The 19,207-nt window shown below is 56.3% G+C and carries 19 protein-coding genes; 5 read left to right on the forward strand and 14 right to left on the reverse strand.

The window, feature by feature from the left end; translation table 11 throughout:
* Positions 1-12: 12 nt before the first annotated feature.
* The 8 genes from thiS to ACZZZU_RS13755 form a co-directional block, all read right to left on the reverse strand.
* Positions 13-213 carry a sulfur carrier protein ThiS gene (gene thiS, locus ACZZZU_RS13720; RefSeq protein ID WP_122492123.1) on the reverse strand — a complete coding sequence of 67 codons (201 nt, stop codon included), beginning with the start codon at positions 211-213 and terminating at the stop codon, positions 13-15.
* Positions 214-331: 118 nt separating this feature from the next.
* Complete coding sequence (locus ACZZZU_RS13725) at positions 332-781, reverse strand: DUF423 domain-containing protein (protein WP_463550912.1); 450 nt, start codon at positions 779-781, stop codon at positions 332-334.
* The gene (locus ACZZZU_RS13730) at positions 781-2,064 is read right to left on the reverse strand and encodes a hypothetical protein (RefSeq protein WP_463550913.1); all 1,284 of its coding nucleotides are present in this window, start codon (positions 2,062-2,064) and stop codon (positions 781-783) included. The genes ACZZZU_RS13725 and ACZZZU_RS13730 overlap by 1 nt, the downstream gene beginning before the upstream one ends.
* 61 nt (positions 2,065-2,125) lie before the next feature.
* Positions 2,126-3,232 (reverse strand): hypothetical protein, encoded by a 1,107-nt coding sequence (locus ACZZZU_RS13735; protein ID WP_463550914.1) that lies wholly within the window; start codon positions 3,230-3,232, stop codon positions 2,126-2,128.
* Positions 3,233-3,402: 170 nt separating this feature from the next.
* Positions 3,403-5,982 (reverse strand): fimbria/pilus outer membrane usher protein, encoded by a 2,580-nt coding sequence (locus ACZZZU_RS13740; protein ID WP_463550915.1) that lies wholly within the window; start codon positions 5,980-5,982, stop codon positions 3,403-3,405.
* A 17-nt stretch (positions 5,983-5,999) separates the two neighbouring features.
* Positions 6,000-6,749 (reverse strand): fimbria/pilus periplasmic chaperone, encoded by a 750-nt coding sequence (locus ACZZZU_RS13745; protein WP_463550916.1) that lies wholly within the window; start codon positions 6,747-6,749, stop codon positions 6,000-6,002.
* Between the two features lie 36 nt (positions 6,750-6,785).
* Entirely contained in the window at positions 6,786-7,313 is a 528-nt protein-coding gene (locus tag ACZZZU_RS13750; RefSeq protein ID WP_463550917.1) for a fimbrial protein, read from the reverse strand.
* Positions 7,314-7,372: 59 nt separating this feature from the next.
* Entirely contained in the window at positions 7,373-7,936 is a 564-nt protein-coding gene (locus ACZZZU_RS13755) for a fimbrial protein (RefSeq protein ID WP_463384192.1), read from the reverse strand.
* Between the two features lie 358 nt (positions 7,937-8,294).
* On the opposite strand from ACZZZU_RS13755, the gene mtgA reads away from it, so the two are divergent.
* Positions 8,295-9,005, forward strand: coding sequence for a monofunctional biosynthetic peptidoglycan transglycosylase (gene mtgA / locus ACZZZU_RS13760; protein ID WP_463550918.1), 711 nt, complete (start codon positions 8,295-8,297; stop codon positions 9,003-9,005).
* 12 nt (positions 9,006-9,017) lie between these two features.
* Here mtgA and ACZZZU_RS13765 read toward each other — a convergent pair whose 3' ends face one another.
* The 5 genes from ACZZZU_RS13765 to ftsY form a co-directional block, all read right to left on the reverse strand.
* Complete coding sequence (locus tag ACZZZU_RS13765) at positions 9,018-9,626, reverse strand: hypothetical protein (protein ID WP_122492132.1); 609 nt, start codon at positions 9,624-9,626, stop codon at positions 9,018-9,020.
* A gap of 82 nt (positions 9,627-9,708) precedes the next feature.
* On the reverse strand, positions 9,709-10,563 hold the full coding sequence (gene rpoH / locus ACZZZU_RS13770; protein ID WP_122452981.1) for an RNA polymerase sigma factor RpoH: 855 nt from the start codon (positions 10,561-10,563) through the stop codon (positions 9,709-9,711).
* A 111-nt stretch (positions 10,564-10,674) separates the two neighbouring features.
* On the reverse strand, positions 10,675-11,697 hold the full coding sequence (ftsX, locus tag ACZZZU_RS13775; protein ID WP_122492133.1) for a permease-like cell division protein FtsX: 1,023 nt from the start codon (positions 11,695-11,697) through the stop codon (positions 10,675-10,677).
* Complete coding sequence (gene ftsE, locus ACZZZU_RS13780) at positions 11,697-12,365, reverse strand: cell division ATP-binding protein FtsE (RefSeq protein WP_122452983.1); 669 nt, start codon at positions 12,363-12,365, stop codon at positions 11,697-11,699. Before ftsE ends, ftsX begins: the two co-directional genes overlap by 1 nt.
* Positions 12,362-13,729 carry a signal recognition particle-docking protein FtsY gene (gene ftsY / locus ACZZZU_RS13785; RefSeq protein WP_463550919.1) on the reverse strand — a complete coding sequence of 456 codons (1,368 nt, stop codon included), beginning with the start codon at positions 13,727-13,729 and terminating at the stop codon, positions 12,362-12,364. Before ftsY ends, ftsE begins: the two co-directional genes overlap by 4 nt.
* Positions 13,730-13,875: 146 nt before the next feature.
* Between ftsY and ACZZZU_RS13790 the strand changes: the two genes are divergently transcribed.
* From ACZZZU_RS13790 to ACZZZU_RS13805, 4 genes are read left to right on the forward strand one after another with little or no spacing between them, the layout of a single operon-like run.
* Positions 13,876-15,231, forward strand: coding sequence for a M16 family metallopeptidase (locus ACZZZU_RS13790; protein ID WP_463550920.1), 1,356 nt, complete (start codon positions 13,876-13,878; stop codon positions 15,229-15,231).
* Positions 15,224-16,747, forward strand: coding sequence for a M16 family metallopeptidase (locus ACZZZU_RS13795; protein WP_463550921.1), 1,524 nt, complete (start codon positions 15,224-15,226; stop codon positions 16,745-16,747). Before ACZZZU_RS13790 ends, ACZZZU_RS13795 begins: the two co-directional genes overlap by 8 nt.
* Entirely contained in the window at positions 16,747-17,346 is a 600-nt protein-coding gene (gene rsmD / locus ACZZZU_RS13800) for a 16S rRNA (guanine(966)-N(2))-methyltransferase RsmD (protein ID WP_463550922.1), read from the forward strand. Before ACZZZU_RS13795 ends, rsmD begins: the two co-directional genes overlap by 1 nt.
* Positions 17,347-17,348: 2 nt before the next feature.
* Entirely contained in the window at positions 17,349-18,332 is a 984-nt protein-coding gene (locus tag ACZZZU_RS13805) for a hydrolase (protein ID WP_122492138.1), read from the forward strand.
* A 3-nt stretch (positions 18,333-18,335) separates the two neighbouring features.
* Here the strand turns inward: ACZZZU_RS13805 and ACZZZU_RS13810 are convergent, their stop codons facing one another.
* Positions 18,336-18,995, reverse strand: a complete 660-nt coding sequence (locus ACZZZU_RS13810; protein WP_122492139.1) for a TetR/AcrR family transcriptional regulator — start codon at positions 18,993-18,995, stop codon at positions 18,336-18,338.
* Between the last annotated feature and the right edge of the window lie 212 nt (positions 18,996-19,207).

The raw sequence follows: 19,207 nt of genomic DNA on the forward strand, positions 1-19,207 counted from the left end.
GAAGCGAACGTGTTAACCGCCGCCTATGGCGTGCACAACTTCCAGCGCGTCGCCTTCGTGCAAAACAGTTTCGCCATGTTGACTACGGGGCACGATGTCGAGGTTGAGCTCGACCGCAACGCGCCGACCGGTGAGATCCAAGCGTACCAGCAGGTCCGCAACGGTCTGGCCGTCAGCCATTTCGAAAGGTTCACCATTCAACTGAATGCGCATAACAGGCAATCACAAAAGTGAGGGGGCCGGCATTCTAGCCCCAACGCAAGCGCCGACCAAGGCAAAGGCACGCCATTCGTCTCACAATTGACGCCGCGGTCAGGTTGTCTCGTTTCGCTCATCGGCCCGGTTTGCGCCAGGCCGCGAGCCCGAGGCAAAACCAGCCACCGAGAAAAGCCACGCCGCCAAACGGCGTAACAATGCCCAGCTTCGTCATCCCGGTCAGGGTCAATAAGTAGAGGCTCCCGGAAAACAATACGTTGCCGATTGCAAATAACCAGCCTGCCGCACTCAGCGAGCGACTCGGCAGATGCGGCGCCAAAAGGGCCACTGCCAATAACCCGAGGGCATGCAGCATTTGATAATGGGTGCCCGTCTGGAAGATCGCCAAGTACTCGGGCGACAGCGTGGCCTTGAGACCGTGCGCTGCAAAGGCTCCTAACGCGACGCCCGTGAAACCAAAAAATGCCCCCAGCAATAAAAATCGACGCAACGTAAACCTCCGGAATGGGTGAGCGCAGAAGACTTCAAAACGTGCGTTGCGCCGAACAGCAACGGCTGGGCTCATTAATGCACGTCGAGGCTGATAGTAAACGGTACGGAAAACTGTTGCGCAGCCGGGGTGTCGGCGGTGGTTTGGTAGTACCTGAACGTCAACAACGCGCCGCCGACCCCACGATTACTTCCCGAAGCGGGTCCACCGTCGAACCAGTTCGAACCGGCCATATGGTCCCCGCAATCCGCCCGGCAATAATGACCATGTGAAGAAGAGACGGTGCCTGAAGCCGGGTCGACGTAGCCTCGGCCCTGCGCGTCATAGCTGACAGGAGACCAAGGCAATGCAGGCGAATTTTGTTCGAACACCACTGGCGAATCGTTGAGCAGGATCTGCACGCCGACATCACTCGCTGCGGACGGCATGCCTACACCGTCGACCCCATTGTTCAGTGGAAAGGCGGCGTTAAACGACACAGAAACCACGCTACTCAAAGCGGCTTCGCAACTGAATAAGAGCGGCTGACGGTGCAGCGCCAACTCAGTTGCGCCGGGACCAACGAAGGAAGTTGTTGGGAGCGACGCCAACCGAATAGTGGACAGAGCGTTCATGCCCGTTCCGCTTGAATCGTGAGCTTGGCATGCAGGATTTTTAGCGTTAGCAAGACGGCTAGCGTCATTTGCAACAGCGGGGTTCAGCAACCCCGAAACGACGAGTTGGTTATCAGCTGCTGACGTATCCACCTGGCCGGCGGCGAAATATTTAATGAAACCGACGCCCTCAGGAAAATGGATCACGGCATTAGCTGTATCGCCGGAAAACGCTCCCGTCTTCACCAAGCTCAGCCGCATAGGAACTGGAGGGATGCCTGTTCGGTTCAGCAACAGCTGTCCACCCGGACGAACCGTTTCACTGCTGGTCGCCAGCACGACGGCACCGGCTCGGACGCTTCCGGATGGAAATTCGACAAACATCGAAACGCCATCGGCACTGCTTGGCACCATAAACCCCAAGCCCCGCGGACTGGAGTTCGAAGGAGGATAGTAAATAACATCGAGAAGTTTGCCGCTTAGCTCGTACAGGTCGCTGCACATTCGGGCACTAAGCGTTAGCGTTTCTAGCGCTAATAAGGAGCCAGCAGGAAAGCGAGAATCCTCACGCCACGAACGATTGAATAACATTCGATAACTGGGCGCCTCTAACACGATCTGCCGAGAGGCTACAGAACTACTGACACCAGCGCTTGCGCTCGACCAATCGCAGCCGGCAAACGAGCTAGGAGAAAGTGAAATAAAACAAATAAAAAGAAAGCCGGACAATAAACCGGCCGAACTACATGATGTGCCAAGATCCATCTTCGCCACTCCCGCAAATCCATTTGCAAAATAAACCTAAAAATGTAAATAAAACACCGAGCTAAAGCACATCTAACGTTACGGTAAACGGGACCGAGATAGTGCGTGGCTCAGGCGCAGCCGTGGTCGTTTGATAATATTTAAACGTAACCGTCGCACCCAAACCGTCATTGTTACCCGAAGCAGCGCCGCTATTCTCCCAGTTAGGGCCAATCATATCTGCGTCACAATTTTTCTCACAAATCCAACCCTGTTGTTTAAGAAGACCGTGAAACTGGTCTGCAACATCGTTATTGAGAGCGGTCAGGTTCCAAGGTAACGCTTTCGATGCAACGCCAAACTTTACGGGCACGTCATCCAGAAGCAGCTGTATGCCGATATCGCTGTCGGCTTCAGGCATACCGACCCCCTCCGCCCCTTTATTAAGTGGGTACGTTGCGCTAAAGGAAATGGCAGGTCTGGTATCAGCGACCCCTTTGCAGGAAAACCTAAATTGATGAGACTTGGACGACGCTTCGACCGGTCCAATGCCCTGAAACGCAGATGTACTCACCGGCGACATAGAAATAATCTTAAGCCCCGAGTTCAGGGGGATTTTGTCAAACCCCAATATTTCGCAGCTCGGTGCGCTGGCTAATCCGAGATAAGTGAGGTTATTCCCCCCACCGTTATAACGGGCAGGCATCAACAGTTGATCTTGAGCCGCTGAAACTAAGGTAGGATCTTGAACTCCGCGATAGGTGAACCAACCCAGTCCGCCTGCAACGGTTATCTCGCCTTTACTGGAGTCGCCAGAAGTATTGGCAAATAAGCCGGTTTTAACCACCGACAGTTTTACAGGGATAGGCGCGAATTTGGCGGTGGATTGCGTGAGAGCGCCGGAGGCAGCGACATTCCCTGCGCTGGCAGTAAGATAGATGCCTCCGGCCTGGAATGTCCCGTTCGGAAACTCTATTTCAATGGCGACGCCCGCAGCATTAGTCGGTATTCGAAATCCGGATCCAGTCTGTATTGCATTCAATGGGGGCACGTAAACAACGGCCGCTTTCTGCCCTTTAAGCTCTCGAAGGTTGGTACATACACTTCCTGTTAGGGTTGTCAAAGACATTCCCATATACGTTCCGACGGGATGACGGGAATCGTTATACCAGCGTTTGTTCGCCAACATCTTAAAACCTGCGGTTTGGAAAACGATGGGTGTAGTAATGGCATTCGGTAACGACGCTCCGCCCCAAGAGCAGGCAGCCGACGCCATCAACGACCAGAACAAAGCGCCCCCCGCACACGTGACAACGATTACCCGTCGGATAAAGAGCCTAGCTAACGCAAGCATGGTGATTACTCATATTTACATGTCGTGTAATTTCTGTCCTTACCTGAAGCGCGCATATCCAAGTTCGCAGCGCTATCCTGCTTGTTAAACTGATAATCCATCATGCAATTGCGTCCACCCACCTTCACGAGAAGTTTTCCTTGCGCGTCCACACCCCGAGCAAAAATACTTCCTGCCTGCCCTACATATCCCACAACGTTGCCCGACGTGTTGTTGAACACTTCCGCTCCAAATGGCAACGCACTGCCATCTTCGAACATACCATTTATAACAATGGTGTTTTCGCGCAGCGTTTCAAACGTAACTTTAACGATTGATCCCGCGACAGGGACTGACTCGCTGCTTGTATCGGCAATTGAAATATCTGACGACAATCCCTCCGAGTCAATTTCGACCCGATTACGCGAATAGGCTGAAAGATATGGAACGACTCCGTAGCCCCGGCCATCCACCACCGCGCCGCTGGAATTGGTGATACGAGCGCCATCGGCATCTTTGGCTTCTATTAATGCAACGGTTTCGCCCAAAGTTTGACCTAACGTCACGCCCCCATCATGGACCAGCACCGATCCAGACACACCTAAAGAAGCCTGCTGATAGTCGTCCCCTTTGGTATAACCACTAGTGACAAATCCTTTGGAGCCTTGATAGGTGCCATTGAGCCCGTAGCTGGCGGACGCATTCTGGCTGTCAAGACCTTGGGTGGTTGAGATGCCGTAAGTGTACTCTTGGTCATTGCCTGCTATACCACCCAGTTGCATCTGCCCGTAACTGCCCGACTCCGAATTACGCGTCGTACTTGCCGAAACATAGTTTCGGCCATAATTAGAAGCGAAAATCGGGATGCTAAAGTTCAGCCGAAATTCGTTATATCTCCTGTCATCCTTATCTTTGACCCGTGATAGAGCGACGTCATAATTTAGGTCTCGGAAACGATTTGCATACGAGAGCTGAAACTGTGTATCTGACCCTTCGCGATTCCAGAAATTGCGCGTAGAGCCGCTGACAGATGCAGCGCCAAGATCGTAAGGGAGTCTTTGGCGCAAGCTCATATCAAAACGCCCTTTCTGCTTCGCCCGGTAACCGTATCCCAGACCGTCCTCGGTGGGTCCGTTCTGAAACTTTGAATCCTGGCTCGTAACAAACTCACTAAATGACCAGAAGCCGCGACTGGAGAACCTGTAACTGGATAGCGTGACGTTAGTGCCAGTTGGCTCATAAAGCGTTGAATAGACAAATCGGATGCTATCGCCATTAATAGCATCCGATCCTCCCAGACTCGCACTTGAGTAGGTGTAGTCAGCCGATATACCACCTAAATACGTACTAACGGCACTGCCTAGGGCCACAGCCTGGTAGGCTTCGCTTCCGACAAATCCACCGAACGCTGTAACGTAGTTGTTTACGCCGTGCTGAAAGTTAACCTGCCCAACCACGGGTTTAAAACTGCTGTAAGACGGCGCCCAAGCTTCCCCGAGACTCGCCGAGTATTTAGACTGACCAGGACGGAGCAATTGCACTAAAGACGAGTACGGCACAGTGAAGCTTTTACTCGAGCCATCCGCCTCCGTGACGGTAACGTCCAAATCATTACCGTAACCACTCAGCATTAAATTTTTAATTTCAAAAGGGCCCGGCGGCACGGCTCGTTCATAGATAATTGCGCCCCCCTGTTTGATCGTCAACTTAGCGTTCGAGTCCGCCGTTCCGGTTACCACCGGCGCATAACTTCTCAGCGAGGCAGGCAACATCCGCGTATCTGTTGAAACAAACGCGCCTTGCAAGCCATAGGAGTCGAACAGTTGGCCATCGGTATAATTCTGCCCAACCGTAAGGGTGCTGCTCAACCGCTCTAGATCCGTCTGCGCATAGGTACGCTGATTTTGATATGAACGGTTTTCACCGTCAGCCGCTACAGAGGAAATGTTCCGAATCCGCCACCCCTCGACATTCATTCCGCTTTCAAAATACGCGAAGGCTTGTGTCGAGGCGTTACCATAACTGCTTGAATTAAATGCATCTATGGAATAGTTCAACCGCGCGGCGTTGATGCCTCTATCCCATTCAAGCGGACTAATATAATCCTTGGGCCGCTCTATTAAATAGGCCTGAGGAATGTAAGCTTCAAGACGTTGCTCGGAAAAATCGAAGTTCACCGAGGCGCCAGGTACGACGTTTCCTATCTGACGGCATTTACCAGTGGCTGCGCCTTCCGAAATCCACTTCGAGTCTTCTTCAGGCAACCTGGAGATGTCAATACCAAGCAAGGAAAAATCCTTTGCAGTAAAACAGGCTATTGCAGACTTTTTGTCTGCCACAGAAATAAATTTTATCGAAGTTGACCTTTGCAGATCGTCGTTCAGATATAAATCTACTTTAAAGTTTCCAGGAGGCGCTGGATTACCGTCAGTAAACCTCGATAAATCTGCACCGTGCTTCTCGCCAGGCGCGCCCCACAACATACGATTGTCGAACTCGACGGCGGCGTATTTTTCTGGTGTGGCCAACGCTGGAGCAGCGAAGATCAACACAAAATGCGCGCACATGAGTGAAAACGCTGTCAGGTTCCGGCTTCGATTTTTCATATTATAACCAGAAGGTATTAGAACGTAGCGGCGGGCTTATTCCAAACAGGGGACCCGCCATAATCATTGACTGACTTATAGGTAACTGATGGCGAATGCTGAGAGCTACGCACTCTTTTTAATTCAAATATTTTTGTCGTATAAGGCGCTATCATTTCCGCTTCTACAACGCCGCCATCAGCGTTAGATCCGACGCCTAACGTGCTGATATCCACGTGATAGGGAGTAGGGTTTTCTAACATCACTCTCCCAGGCTGGTATTTAACAACCAACTTTTCCGGAGCATCATTCGCGACCCCATTCAACCCTTTAGGCCGCAGGAATATTTTTATGCGGGTTCGAAAGCGAAACTGTAGATAGTTATCATCATCAGCGTTTAAGGTTGGCTTGCTGGGAATTTCCAGAACGTTCAACCAATACACTGACTCTCGGTCCGACGGCACCGGAAGATTACGGGTGTACTGTATCTTCGCGACCTGCCCCTTTTTCGGATCAATTCGGAAGATTGGGGTCGTCACGACAAATGGAACCCGAATATTTTCCGGACTCGCTTTTTTGTCGCCATCGTCAATCCAAATCTGAACGAGTTTTGGTTCTGCGCCTTCATTTGTCATACGTATAGAAACTTCGGTCTTCTCTTCGGGATATATCACGCGCGTGCCATCCAAAACGACCGAGGCAAATACAGGACCGGAAAAAATAATAGAAATAATAAACGGGGATATTTTAAAAGCTGACCGTAAGTACTGAAGTATATTAGTGTGCATATTTTCACCTGACACCGAAAACCAAAACTAAAACTATTAAATTGACTCGACTAAAAAGGTAACTGTACCAGTCACTTTTCCTGCGACGACTGCACCGGTAGCGTAGTACTGAACAAAAAAATCGAATTTCACTCTATTTTCGTCCGCCCCTCCTACAGCAACGCCCGCGCTGCTAACTTGCTGGCCTTTCGCTGCATTTACATCCACTGCACTCCCATCGGAATTCAGTATCTGCAACTGGACATTTTGCGCCCCTTTAACCGCAGTATTTGGCAGTCGTCCTGAAGTCCCAACTACAATTGATGCGAGCGGATCGCCTTCGAAGTAGATGAACGAATCAGGTGGACAGCCTTTAATCTCGATTGAAAACGGTGTCCGGCCAGTCGTATCGCTGGCATTCCTAAGTGAAGTACTCGGCGCGATTGGTAACTTAACCCGCTGCTCTTTGCTTACAACAGCACATGTAGCGGCGGTAACTTTTCCTTCGACTGTGAAACTCGAAGTTGCCCCATTGCAATAGTGCGAGAACAAAAACAAGAGTGCGTAAACTTTTGATTTTTTCATGTAGCACCCAGTATATTGGAAAAGCAATGCCTGGCGAGGCCAGGCATTTAACTTAGACTTTACTCATAGTCAATTTCATAGTCGACACTGGAGGTCAAGCCACCCGCAGTAGCATTGCCTTGTGAGATGTACTGGACAAAATGGCTAAGATATGCGGTTCCTATACCATTAGCGTCAGCAACAAGGTCTTCTCCGATAGCGCCTTGCGAATCAGCCTCCAGAGACAAATCCATTACTTTGCCATCTTTGTTCAATATTTGAAGTTCGACGTTCTTGGTTGCGTTCGTTTGTGCAGTATTCCGCAAATGCCCTTCCGGAGTAATGTTACCTCCAGCGGAAAAAAACACTTTTGCCTTACTTGCCAGCGTGGACGCGGACGAGCAATCGGAAAGCTGAAAATTTAAGAAGACGCGACCCGCAGTAGAGTCTTTCGTCGCAAGAAGCTTGGATGAAACGATGGGCAGTTTCACCGTTGCGTTATTGGTTTGCTTATTTACTACTACCGTGCAAGTGGTATCAGAAACACCGCCTTCAAAGTTGATTTTTCCTTCGTTCGCAGTCGCCACTTGGGCAAAGCTAGCCAGAACGACGCTAGCGCTGAGTACAGCCAATTTGTTTTTCATAGAAGACCCGTAAAGTTTTGTTTAACTTGAAAAAATATTGATATCTAAAGCCCGAGTAATTTTAGTTAAATCTCACTTCGAAACTGCAATCAGCCTCCGACCGAGACGTGGGAATAATCCGTAGAGCGTGGAATTTCCCGACCTGAAAGACGGATATATGTCTAAGGTGTCGTCGAAATACTGTGCACGGCATGCCGGACTTCGGTAGACGAGACTCAGAAATGTTCGCTCCCGGACAGGTCGCGAAGACGCTCCCGGGAGCTTGCGGGAGCCTTTGACCTCAAAACCCTTAATGTGGGTGAGGCTCTCTATGCGACCAGCGCTATACTCTTTGCCTACTTTTAAGGCCCCGCTACGCATGGTTTGCAAACTTTTCGGACGTATGTTCAGGTTTTTGCTCTGGTTCGCCGCAGCCTCTGTGCTGCTGGTGCTTGTGTTCCGCTGGGTGCCGCCGCCTGGTTCCGCTCTTATGGTGGAGCGAAAGATTGAGTCATGGATTGATGGCAAGCCGATCGACCTCAAGCGCACGTGGCGCCCATGGGCGGAGCTGTCGGATGATTTGAAAATCGCCGTGATCGCGGGTGAGGACCAGAAGTTCGCCGAGCATTGGGGGTTTGATGTGGAGGCTATTCAGGCGGCCCTTGATCACAACGAACGTGGCGGCAATTTGCGCGGCGCTAGCACGATCAGCCAGCAAGTGGCGAAGAACCTCTTCCTTTGGCCCGGGCGAAGCTGGCTGCGTAAAGGACTGGAGGTGTGGTTTACCGGCTTGCTGGAGTTGCTCTGGCCGAAGCAGCGAATCCTTGAGGTTTACTTAAACACCGTGGAATGGGGTAGCGGGGTGTTTGGAGCAGAGGCGGCTGCGCGCGCACACTTTGGCGTGGGAGCTTCTTATGTAACCGCGAGGCAGGCCAGTTTGTTGGCGGCTGTGTTGCCCAATCCGCTGAAGTGGAGCGCCGGTAAGCCGACCGGCTATATCAACCGTCGAGCGAACTGGATTCGCCAACAGATGCGCCAGCTAGGCGGCAGTGACTACATCGTGCAAATGCAGAAAGGCCGCCGCTCCTGATTGGCGATTCGCTTACTGTTTAAGCGAGCTGCGGGGCACGACGTGCAGTAGCAAGAGGGCCCCATTTTCTACATGAACCGTTAACCCCTGCGCGGGATACACCCAGCCTTCCCCGCTATTGAGCTGCAAGCGCAAACGCGGCGGCCCAAAAGTCGCGACGATCTGATCTTCGGCCACAGGCTGTTCCGGACGCAGCATCAAAGCAGAGAGCCCGTGACCGCTCAGCTCGCCCAGCATGTGACTGCTCAGGGGTTGTTCGGGGTCGGTAGGCTTGAGGCCCGTCGCCTTCATCAAGCTGGTGTGCTCTTGCTCGGTGAGCACCAGAACGGCTTCGAGCTTCCATTGTTCACCCATGCTTCCCAGCCTCGACCGGTACAGTAGCTGAGGGCCGTCCAGTCTAGGTTTTAGCCATAGCTCTCCAGTATTCACTGCGTTTAAACGTCCCAACGTGAGTGTGCCTTCTGCCATCGGCGAGACAATTTCTTTCTGCCAGCGCGCCATGCCAGGCAGCGGTTCCGGAACGCTCCGCCCGTACATTAACCAGCCGCCCCAGGCAAAGAAGGCAACGGCAATCACCACAAAAAGCAGCCAGTGCTGCATACGTAGCGGTGGCATGGACATGGTCAGTCTCCGAAACAGGAATAAACACACGGGCAGAAAAAAGCCGCACCTGGGTGCGGCTTCAGTCCTTTCGCTTTGACACTCAGGCGGCGATTGAGCCTTTGAGTTTGTTCATAGCGTTCTTTTCCAGCTGACGAATACGCTCGGCTGAAACGTTGTACTTCGCGGCCAACTCATGAAGAGTCGCTTTTTCTTCAGCCAGCCAGCGCTGGTAGAGAATATCGCGGCTGCGTTCATCAAGGCCTTCCAGCGCTTCATGCAGATTCGCCGTGGCGCTGTCGCTCCAATCGGAATCTTCCAATTGGCGAGCAGGGTCGTAGCGATGGTCTTCCAGGTAATTGGCCGGCGACTGGAAGGCGCTTTCGTCGTCCGCCTCTGCGGCAGGGTCAAACGCCATGTCGTGACCGGTCAAGCGACTTTCCATCTCGCGCACTTCGCGCGGCTCCACGCCCAGGCTTTCGGCCACAGCGTGAACTTCGTCGTTATTGAGCCAAGCCAAACGCTTTTTCTGGCTGCGCAGGTTGAAGAACAATTTGCGCTGGGCCTTGGTGGTGGCCACTTTGACGATGCGCCAATTGCGCAGGATGAACTCGTGAATTTCAGCTTTGATCCAGTGCACAGCGAACGACACCAAACGCACGCCCATTTCTGGGTTGAAACGTTTGACGGCCTTCATCAGGCCAACGTTGCCTTCTTGGATCAGGTCGGCCTGAGCCAGGCCGTAACCGGAATAACTTCTGGCGATATGGACAACAAACCGCAGGTGCGCGAGCACCATTTGGCGAGCGGCTTCGAGGTCTTGATGGTAAAAAAGACTCTCGCCCAGTTCGCGCTCCTGCTCAACAGTCAGCAGCGGAATGCTATTGACAGCATGCACATAGGCCTCAAGGTTTGCACCCGGGACTAAAGCATGGACAGGTTGCAAAGAATTGCTCATGCGAATCCTCCGACTCACGAAACTCGTGCCTTTTGAGCACTGCCCGGATAAGACCAGACAGTTGACTCGAAAGTTCAAAAACACGAAAAAACACTAATAAACAATAACTTACTACTTCGGGGCCAACTCGTTCAAGTGACGGGCAACCGCAAGCCAGGCGCCAATATACCCCAACAGCACAGCGCCAAGCAGCAGGGATAGACCATCGGATAATGGCACCCCAGCCAACGCAAAATCGCTGCCGTAAAGCCCGGCCAAACGCACCACGGCGCCGTTTAGCCAATCCAGACCAAACGCCAGCACGGCCCAAGACAGGACGCCGGCACCCAAGCCGTACAACGCGCCCATATAAAGGAAGGGACGCCGCACGTAGCTGTCAGTTCCGCCTACCAGCTTGATGACTTCAATTTCGGTGCGACGATTTTCAATGTGCAGCCGAATGGTGTTCCCGATCACCAGCAGCAAGGCCATCACCAGCAATAGCGTCAGCCCGAAGACGAACCGCTCGCCCAGTTTCAAAATGGCGCTCAAGCGTTCAACCCACAGCAAATCCAGCTGCGCCTGCTGAACCTTCGGCAGTTCCGCCAGGCGTAAGCGCAAGGCTTCCAGCGCAGGTTTATCCACTTCCTTCGGCGTCACCAGAATCACGGCCGGCAACGGGTTCTCGGGTAGTTCTTTCAGCGCTTCACCCAAGCCGGACTGCTGCTGAAACTCGGCCAGCGCTTGTTCGCGGCTAATCCATTCAGACTCAGCCACATCGTTCATTTCTGCGATCTGCGCGCGCAGCTTTTCGCCGTCCGCTTCGTTGGCATCGAGCGTCAGGAACAAAGAAATCTGTGCCGCGCGCTGCCAGGAACCGCCCAAGCGCTCGACATTGTTGAGCAGCAGCGACAAGCCCATGGGCAAGCTCAGCGCCACGGCCATGACCAGACAGGTAAAGAAACTGCCGATGGGCTGCTTGGCCAGGCGGCGCAAGCTGTCGATCAAGCTCGAACGATGGGCTTCCACCCAGGCGTGCAGCAAGGTGGAAAAATCCGGGCTGCCGTCGTCTTTTTTCTGATCGTTCTTCTTTGGCGCGGCGCCGACGCGCTCAGCGGCGGATGACGGTTCCTGAGGATTACGAGTGGCGCTCATTAACCAGCCTCCCCATCACCGATCAATCGGCCGCGTTGCAACGTCAACATGCGGTGGCGCATGCGCGCGATCAGTGCCAGGTCGTGACTGGCGATCAGCACGCTGGTGCCCATGCGGTTGATATCTTCGAATACGCCCATGATTTCCGCCGCCAATCGAGGGTCGAGGTTACCGGTCGGTTCATCCGCCAGCAGCAAGGCGGGGCGGTGCACAACGGCGCGGGCGATACCGACGCGCTGTTGCTGGCCAGTGGAAAGATCGCCAGGAAACAGATCACGCTTGTCGCTCAGGGCAACGCGCTCGAGTGCGGCATCGACGCGCTTGGCGATATCAGGCTTGGACAAGCCGAGAATCTGCAGCGGCAACGCCACGTTGTTGAACACGGTGCGATCAAACAGCAGCTGGTGATTCTGGAAAACCACGCCGATCTGGCGGCGCAGGAAAGGAATCTGAGCGGTGGTAATTTGCGCCAGGTCCTGGCCCGCCAGCAGCAGCTTGCCGGACGTGGGCCGCTCCATCGCCAGAATCAAGCGCAGCAAGGTGCTCTTGCCGGCGCCCGAATGCCCGGTCACGAACAGAAATTCGCCACGTCGCACGCGAAAACTCAGCTCATGCAGGCCGACGTGGCCGTTGGCGTAGCGTTTACCCACCTGCTCAAAGCGAATCATGCGTGCTCCCGCTCGGCGAACAAGGCCTGAACAAAGGCTTCAGCTTCAAAGGTGCGAAGGTCATCAATGCCCTCACCCACGCCGATGTAGCGGATAGGCAGACCGAATTGCTTGGCCAGCGCGAAGATCACGCCGCCCTTGGCTGTGCCGTCCAGCTTGGTCAGCGCCAGGCCGGTGAGGTTAACGGTCTGATTGAATTGCTTGGCCTGGCTGATGGCGTTCTGCCCAGTGCCGGCGTCCAGCACCAGCAACACTTCGTGCGGGGCGGTTTCGTCGAGTTTGCCGATCACGCGACGGACTTTTTTCAGCTCTTCCATCAGGTTGTCTTTGGTATGCAGACGGCCCGCTGTGTCGGCGATCAGCACGTCGATGCCACGGGCAGTCGCCGCCTGAACCGCATCGAAGATGACCGAGGCCGAGTCGGCACCGGTGTGCTGAGCAATCACCGCAATCTGGTTACGCTCACCCCACACCTGCAACTGCTCGACCGCCGCCGCGCGAAAGGTGTCGCCTGCAGCGAGCATCACTTTCTTGCCTTCCTGCTGAAGCTTTTTGGCCAATTTGCCGATGGTGGTGGTTTTGCCGGCGCCGTTAACGCCGACTACCAGAATCACGAATGGCTTCTTCTCCGCCGGAATCACTAGCGGTTGCTCGACCGGTTTGAGCAGCGACGCCAGTTCTTCCTGCAGAGCTTTATATAAGGCACCGCTATCGACCAACTGCTTGCGCGCTACTTTCTGCGTGAGGCTCTGGATGATTGCCGTGGTGGCCTCGACGCCAACGTCGGCGGTCAGCAGACGTGTTTCGATTTCATCGAGCAGGTCATCATCGATGGCCTTTTTGCCAAGGAACAGGCTGGCCATGCCCTCGCCGAGGCTGGCGCTGGTTTTCGATAACCCTTGCTTGAGGCGGGCGAAGAAGCCGGCTTTGCTTTCTGGCGATGCCGCAGGCGCTGGCGCGACCACCACGGGGGCTTCGCTTACAGGCAGCGCGACTGGCGCAGCAACAACTGCCTCAGCCACAACCGGTTCCGGTGTCGGAAAGATCGGCTCTGGCGCTGGGATGGGTGCCGCAATGGGCTCCACAACCGGCGCGATGACCACTTCGGGCACTACGATCGGTTGCTGTTCCTGAGCGGGCAACTCGGTTACCGGAGCGTCCATAACCGGTGCCGCCTCAGCAGGTGCAAACTCGCTCGGCGCTATGGTTTCGACCGCAGTTTCAGGCGCCGCAGCGGGCTCCTGAGGCTTTTTGCGCAGCCAACCGAACAGGCTTTTTTTCTCGCCGGCCTTCTCATCGGAAGTGACCGGAGCGTCGTTCCCAGCAGCGGCTGGGGTCTTCTTGTCGTCTTTGGAACCAAACATGGAGAGCGGCTATCTCAAGGGTGCGACGCGCCAACAGGGTAAAAACCCAACAGCCGTGGCCGCCAATAAAATGGATGAGTATCCTAGCACCTCCGCGCCCGCCGACGCTAAGACCAAGCGGGCCTTCTCGACAGGTCATTCACTTCATGAAAATGCTTGCCCGCAGCGCCACCGGGCTGCTGCTCGCGGCCCTTTGCCTGCCGCTGTCTACATTTGCCGCCGATACCCAACCCACTGAAGAGTTCACCCTGGCCAACGGCCTGAAGGTCGTGGTGCGCGAAGATCACCGCGCGCCGGTGGTGGTTTCCCAAGTTTGGTACAAGGTCGGCTCCAGCTATGAAACGCCCGGGCAAACCGGTCTTTCCCACGCCCTCGAACACATGATGTTCAAGGGCAGCGCCAAGATGAAACCCGGCGAAGCGTCCCTGGTGCTGCGCGAACTGGGCGCCGAAGAAAACGCCTTTACCAGCGACGATTACACCGCCTACTACCAAGTGCTGGCCCGCGACCGTCTGCCCGTGGCCTTCGAGCTTGAAGCCGACCGCATGGCCAGCCTGCGCCTGCCGCCGGAAGAATTTCGCAGTGAAATCGAAGTCATCAAAGAAGAGCGCCGGATGCGCACCGATGACAAACCCAGCTCCTTGGCTTATGAGCGCTTCAAGGCCATGGCCTATCCCGGCAGCGGCTACGGCACCCCCACCATCGGCTGGATGGCCGACTTGCAGCGCATGAGCGTGGAAGAACTGCGCCACTGGTACGAAACCTGGTACACGCCCAACAACGCCACGTTGGTGGTGGTAGGTGACGTCACGGTCGCCGAGGTGAAAACCCTGGCCGAGCGCTACTTCGGCCCCGTTCCCAGCCGCCCGATCCCCACCGCGAAAGCGCCGTTGGAACTGGCGGAGCCGGGCGAGCGACGCCTGCGTCTGTACCTACAAACGCAACTGCCAAGCCTGATGATGGGCTTCAACGTGCCAAGCCTGGCCACCGCCGCCAGCCCGCGCGATGCCCACGCCCTGCGCCTAATTTCGGCGCTGCTCGACGGCGGCTATAGCGCGCGCTTGCCCACGCAATTGGAGCGCGGCGAGGAATTGGTGTCTGGCGCCTCCGCCAGTTACGACGCCTACAACCGCGGCGACAGCCTGTTCATGCTCTCCGCCACGCCTAACGTGCAAACCGGCAAAACCTTGGCCCAAGCCGAAGCGGGCCTATGGCGCCAGTTGGAAGCGCTGAAAAAGACCCCGCCCACCGCTGCCGAACTGGCCCGCGTTCGCGCGCAGGTTATCGCCGGCCTGGTGTACGAGCGCGACTCCATCAGCAGCCAAGCCAGCACCATTGGCCAGCTTGAGAGCGTTGGCTTGTCGTGGAAGTTGATGGACGAAGACCTGGCCGCCATCGAGGCCGTCACGCCGGACGACATCCAGCAAGCCGCCCGCACCTATTTCACTCGCGAACGCCTGAGCGTCGCCGAAGTACTGCCGAAGGAACAAACCCATGAGTGAACGCAACGGTCTGCGATACGGCCTCCTCGGCCTAAGCCTGCTGGCCTTGCTGGCGGTGCTGGTGTTTGTGGTCAGCCGCCCGGCGCAAGCGCCAACCGAGCCGGCGCCTAGCGAAGCTGCCGCCGCTCAGCCGGCTGCAGAAACGCCAGCGAAAGCCGAAGGCCACTTGGAGTCGCTGGCTGCGCTGGAAGGCCAGGCGCCGAGCCATCGCGCCATCGACATTCAAACCTGGAAAACCGCTGAAGGCGCCAAGGTGCTGTTTGTTGAAGCGCACCAATTGCCGATGTTCGACCTGCGCCTGACCTTTGCCGCTGGCAGCAGCCAGGACGGCGACGCGCCAGGGCTGGCGATGATGACCAACGCCATGCTCAACGAAGGCATTGCCGGTAAAGACGTGAGCGCCATCGCCGCCGGCTTCGAAGACCTGGGCGCCGACTTTGGTAACGGCGCTTACCGCGACATGGGCGTGGCCAGCCTGCGCAGCCTCACCGCCGCCGACAAACGTGAGCCGGCGCTGAAACTGTTCACCGAAGTGATCGGCAAACCGACCTTCCCCGCCGACTCGCTCGTGCGCATCCGCAATCAGGTGCTGGCTGGCTTCGAATACCAGAAACAAAACCCCGGCCGCCTCGCGGGCCTGGAGCTGTTCAAGCGTCTGTACGGCAGTCATCCGTACGCGCATTCCAGCGACGGCGATGCGGCGTCCATTCCGCGCATTACCGTTGCGCAAATGCAGGCCTTCCATCGCAAGGCCTACGCCGCCGGCAACGTGGTGATCGCGCTGGTGGGCGACTTGTCGCGTGCAGAGGCCGAAGCCATGGCTGCCCAAGTGTCCGCCGCGCTGCCCAAAGGGCCAGCGTTGCCGAAAATGCCACAGCCAGCCGAACCGAAAGCGGGCCTCAGCCACATTGAGTTCCCGTCCAAACAAACCACGTTGATGCTGGCGCAAATGGGCATCGACCGAGCCGAACCGGATTACGCCGCGCTGTTTCTGGGTAATCAGATTCTCGGTGGCGGCGGCTTTGGCACGCGTTTGATGGATCAGGTGCGAGAAAAACGCGGCCTTACTTACGGCATCTCCTCGGGCTTCACGGCTATGCAGGCGCGCGGGCCTTTTATGATCAGCCTGCAAACCCGGGCGGAGCAAAGCGAAGGCGCGCTGAAGCTGGTGCAAGACATTTTGCGCGACTACCTGGCCAATGGACCGACGCAAAAAGAAGTGGATGACGCCAAGCGGGAACTCGCGGGCAGCTTTCCGCTGTCTACCGCCAGCAATAGCGATATAGTTTCGCAATTGGGCGCCATTGGCTTCTACGACCTGTCGCTGACTTACCTGGAAGACTTCATGCAGCAGGTACAGGCGCTGGACGTGGCATCGGTCAAAGCCGCCATGGCCAAGCATCTGAATGCGGATGCGCTGGTCATCGTCACGGCCGGACCTACCGTGCCGCAGAAGCCACTGCCGCCCCCAACCGATCATCCCGCCGAGCCCGCGCTTGGCGTTCCGGAGCACTGATGGCCCGTCCCGTAAAACCAGGTAACGCCCCCGCCCATGGCGGCCAAGGCCAGTTGCGCATCATTGCCGGTGAGTGGCGCAGTCGCCAGTTCAGCTTTCCCATGGCTCACGGCTTGCGGCCAACGCCCAACCGCGTGCGCGAAACCTTGTTCAACTGGTTGGCGCCTTACATTCAAGGCGCTCGGGTGCTGGACCTGTTCACCGGCAGTGGCGCGCTATACCTCGAAGCGTTGTCGCGCGGGGCCAGCTTGGCATTGGCGCTCGACCTCAACGGCGCCGCGATCGCCAGCCTGCGGCAAACGCTCGACGCGTTGAAATGCGCCACCGGCCAACTGCTGCAAACCGACACCCTGCGCTACCTGGAAACCCAGAGCCCGTCGCCGTTCGACCTGGTGTTTCTCGACCCGCCGTTCAACCAGAACCTGCTGCAACCCACCTGCACGCTGCTGGAGGAAAAAGGCTGGTTGGCCGATGACGCATGGGTATACACCGAAAGCGAAAACCCGCCGTCGAGCCTGACCATGCCGGGCAACTGGCGCCTGCACCGCGAGCAGAAAGCCGGCCAGGTGTATTACGCCCTGTGGCACCGCACGGCGTAACCATGAACACTGGTTTCACCCCGGCCTGGTGGTTGCCCAACCCGCATCTGCAAACCTTGTGGAATTCGCTGTGTCGCAAGCCGCCTGCGCTTGAGCGTCAGCGCGAGCGGCTGTGGCTGGAGGATGGCGATTTCCTGGACCTGGACTGGCACGGCCCGCACGAAGCCGATGCGCCGTTGGTGCTGGTGCTGCATGGCCTGACGGGTTCATCGAGTTCGCTGTACGTGCTCGGTCTGCAACAAAACCTGGCCGCCCAAGGCTGGGCGAGTGTGGCGCTGAACTGGCGCGGTTGTTCCGGCGAGCCCAACTTATTGCCGCGCGGCTATCACTCCGGCGCCAGCGAAGACCTGGCCGAAACCATCCGCCACCTGCGCGCCAAGCGTCCCATGGCACCGCTGTATGCCGCCGGCTATTCGTTGGGCGGCAACGTGCTGCTCAAGTACCTGGGCGAAAGCGGCGCCGACAGCCATCTGCAAGGTGCGGTCGCGGTGTCGGTTCCGTTTCGGTTGGACCAATGCGCTGACCGTATCGGCTTGGGCTTTTCCAAGGTGTACCAGGCGCACTTCATGCGGGAGATGGTCGCCTACGTGAAGGACAAGCAGCGCCTGTTTGCTCACAAAGGCCAGGCCGATCAGTTATCGATTCTGGAAAAGCTCGGCCCGCTGACCGACATGCGCACGTTCTGGGATTTCGACGGCCGCGTCACCGCCCCGCTCCACGGTTTTGCCGATGCCGACGACTATTACAAGCGATCTTCGAGCCGCTATTTTCTGGGCCGCATCCAGACGCCGACGCTGCTGATTCAGGCGGCCGACGATCCGTTCGTGTTTCCCCACAGCCTGCCCGAAGCGAGCGAATTGGCGAGCTGCGTGCAATTCGAATTGCACGACCATGGTGGGCATGTGGGTTTCGTTCAGGGCTCGTGGCGCCGTCCGGAGTACTACCTGGAACGGCGCATTCCGCAGTGGCTAACCGCACTCGGTTAAGGCTTACACCACGCCATCGAGCGGCACGAACAGGCGCTGTTGCAGCGCATCCACCGCCTCGCGCGCCTGTGGTGCGATATAGCCACCCTCCAGCGCCAACACTTGATAAATGCCACGGCGCAGCATCTCTTCACTGAGGTCGCCCATGTCGCCTCGCGAGGTGCAGAGAAAGCGCACCCACGAGGTCATGATGATCCAGGCGTTCAGCGTCAACGCTTCAATCTGCCGTTCGCCCATCACCAGAATCTGCGCGTCGACAAAGCCCTGATAAATCGCTTTCGCCTGCCCCATGGAGCGCAGCGAAAACTGCTGGTACTGCGCCGCCAGGCCGGTGTCGCTTTCCAGCAAATGCTCCAGGTCGCGGTGCAAAAAGCGGTAATGCCACATCGCTGCAAGCAAGGCTTCGAGGTAGAAGGTTTTGTCTTCCACCGTCATCGAACGACCCTCGGGCGGGCGCAGAAAGGTGTCGACCTGGTGTTCGTACTGGCTGAACAGTTCGGCGATGATCGCCTGCTTATTGCGGAAGTAGTAATACAAATTGCCGGGGGAAATCGCCAGATGCGCAGCGATGTGATTGGTCGTCACATTGCGCTCGCCCTGCAGATTGAACAGCTCCAGGCTGGCTTGAATGATGCGCTCACGGGTTTTCATTGGCGCGGCCATGGCGCTCGTACCTCACACACTGTTTCTTGAACAAAAAGCCGTCAGCAACTGCGTCCTGCCTAAACGGTCCAGCTCCCTTGCTGCGCCAAAGGTACACGCACAAGCGCAGCAATTGTTACTCATCAACACAGCGACTGCGCACCCTAACTTTTCGTTGGGGTGCATCCCAGAGCCCTTCTCGGCATCCTATTTGACACATTAGAGTAATTGCT

Source organism: Pseudomonas sp. AC136, from assembly GCF_979258585.1.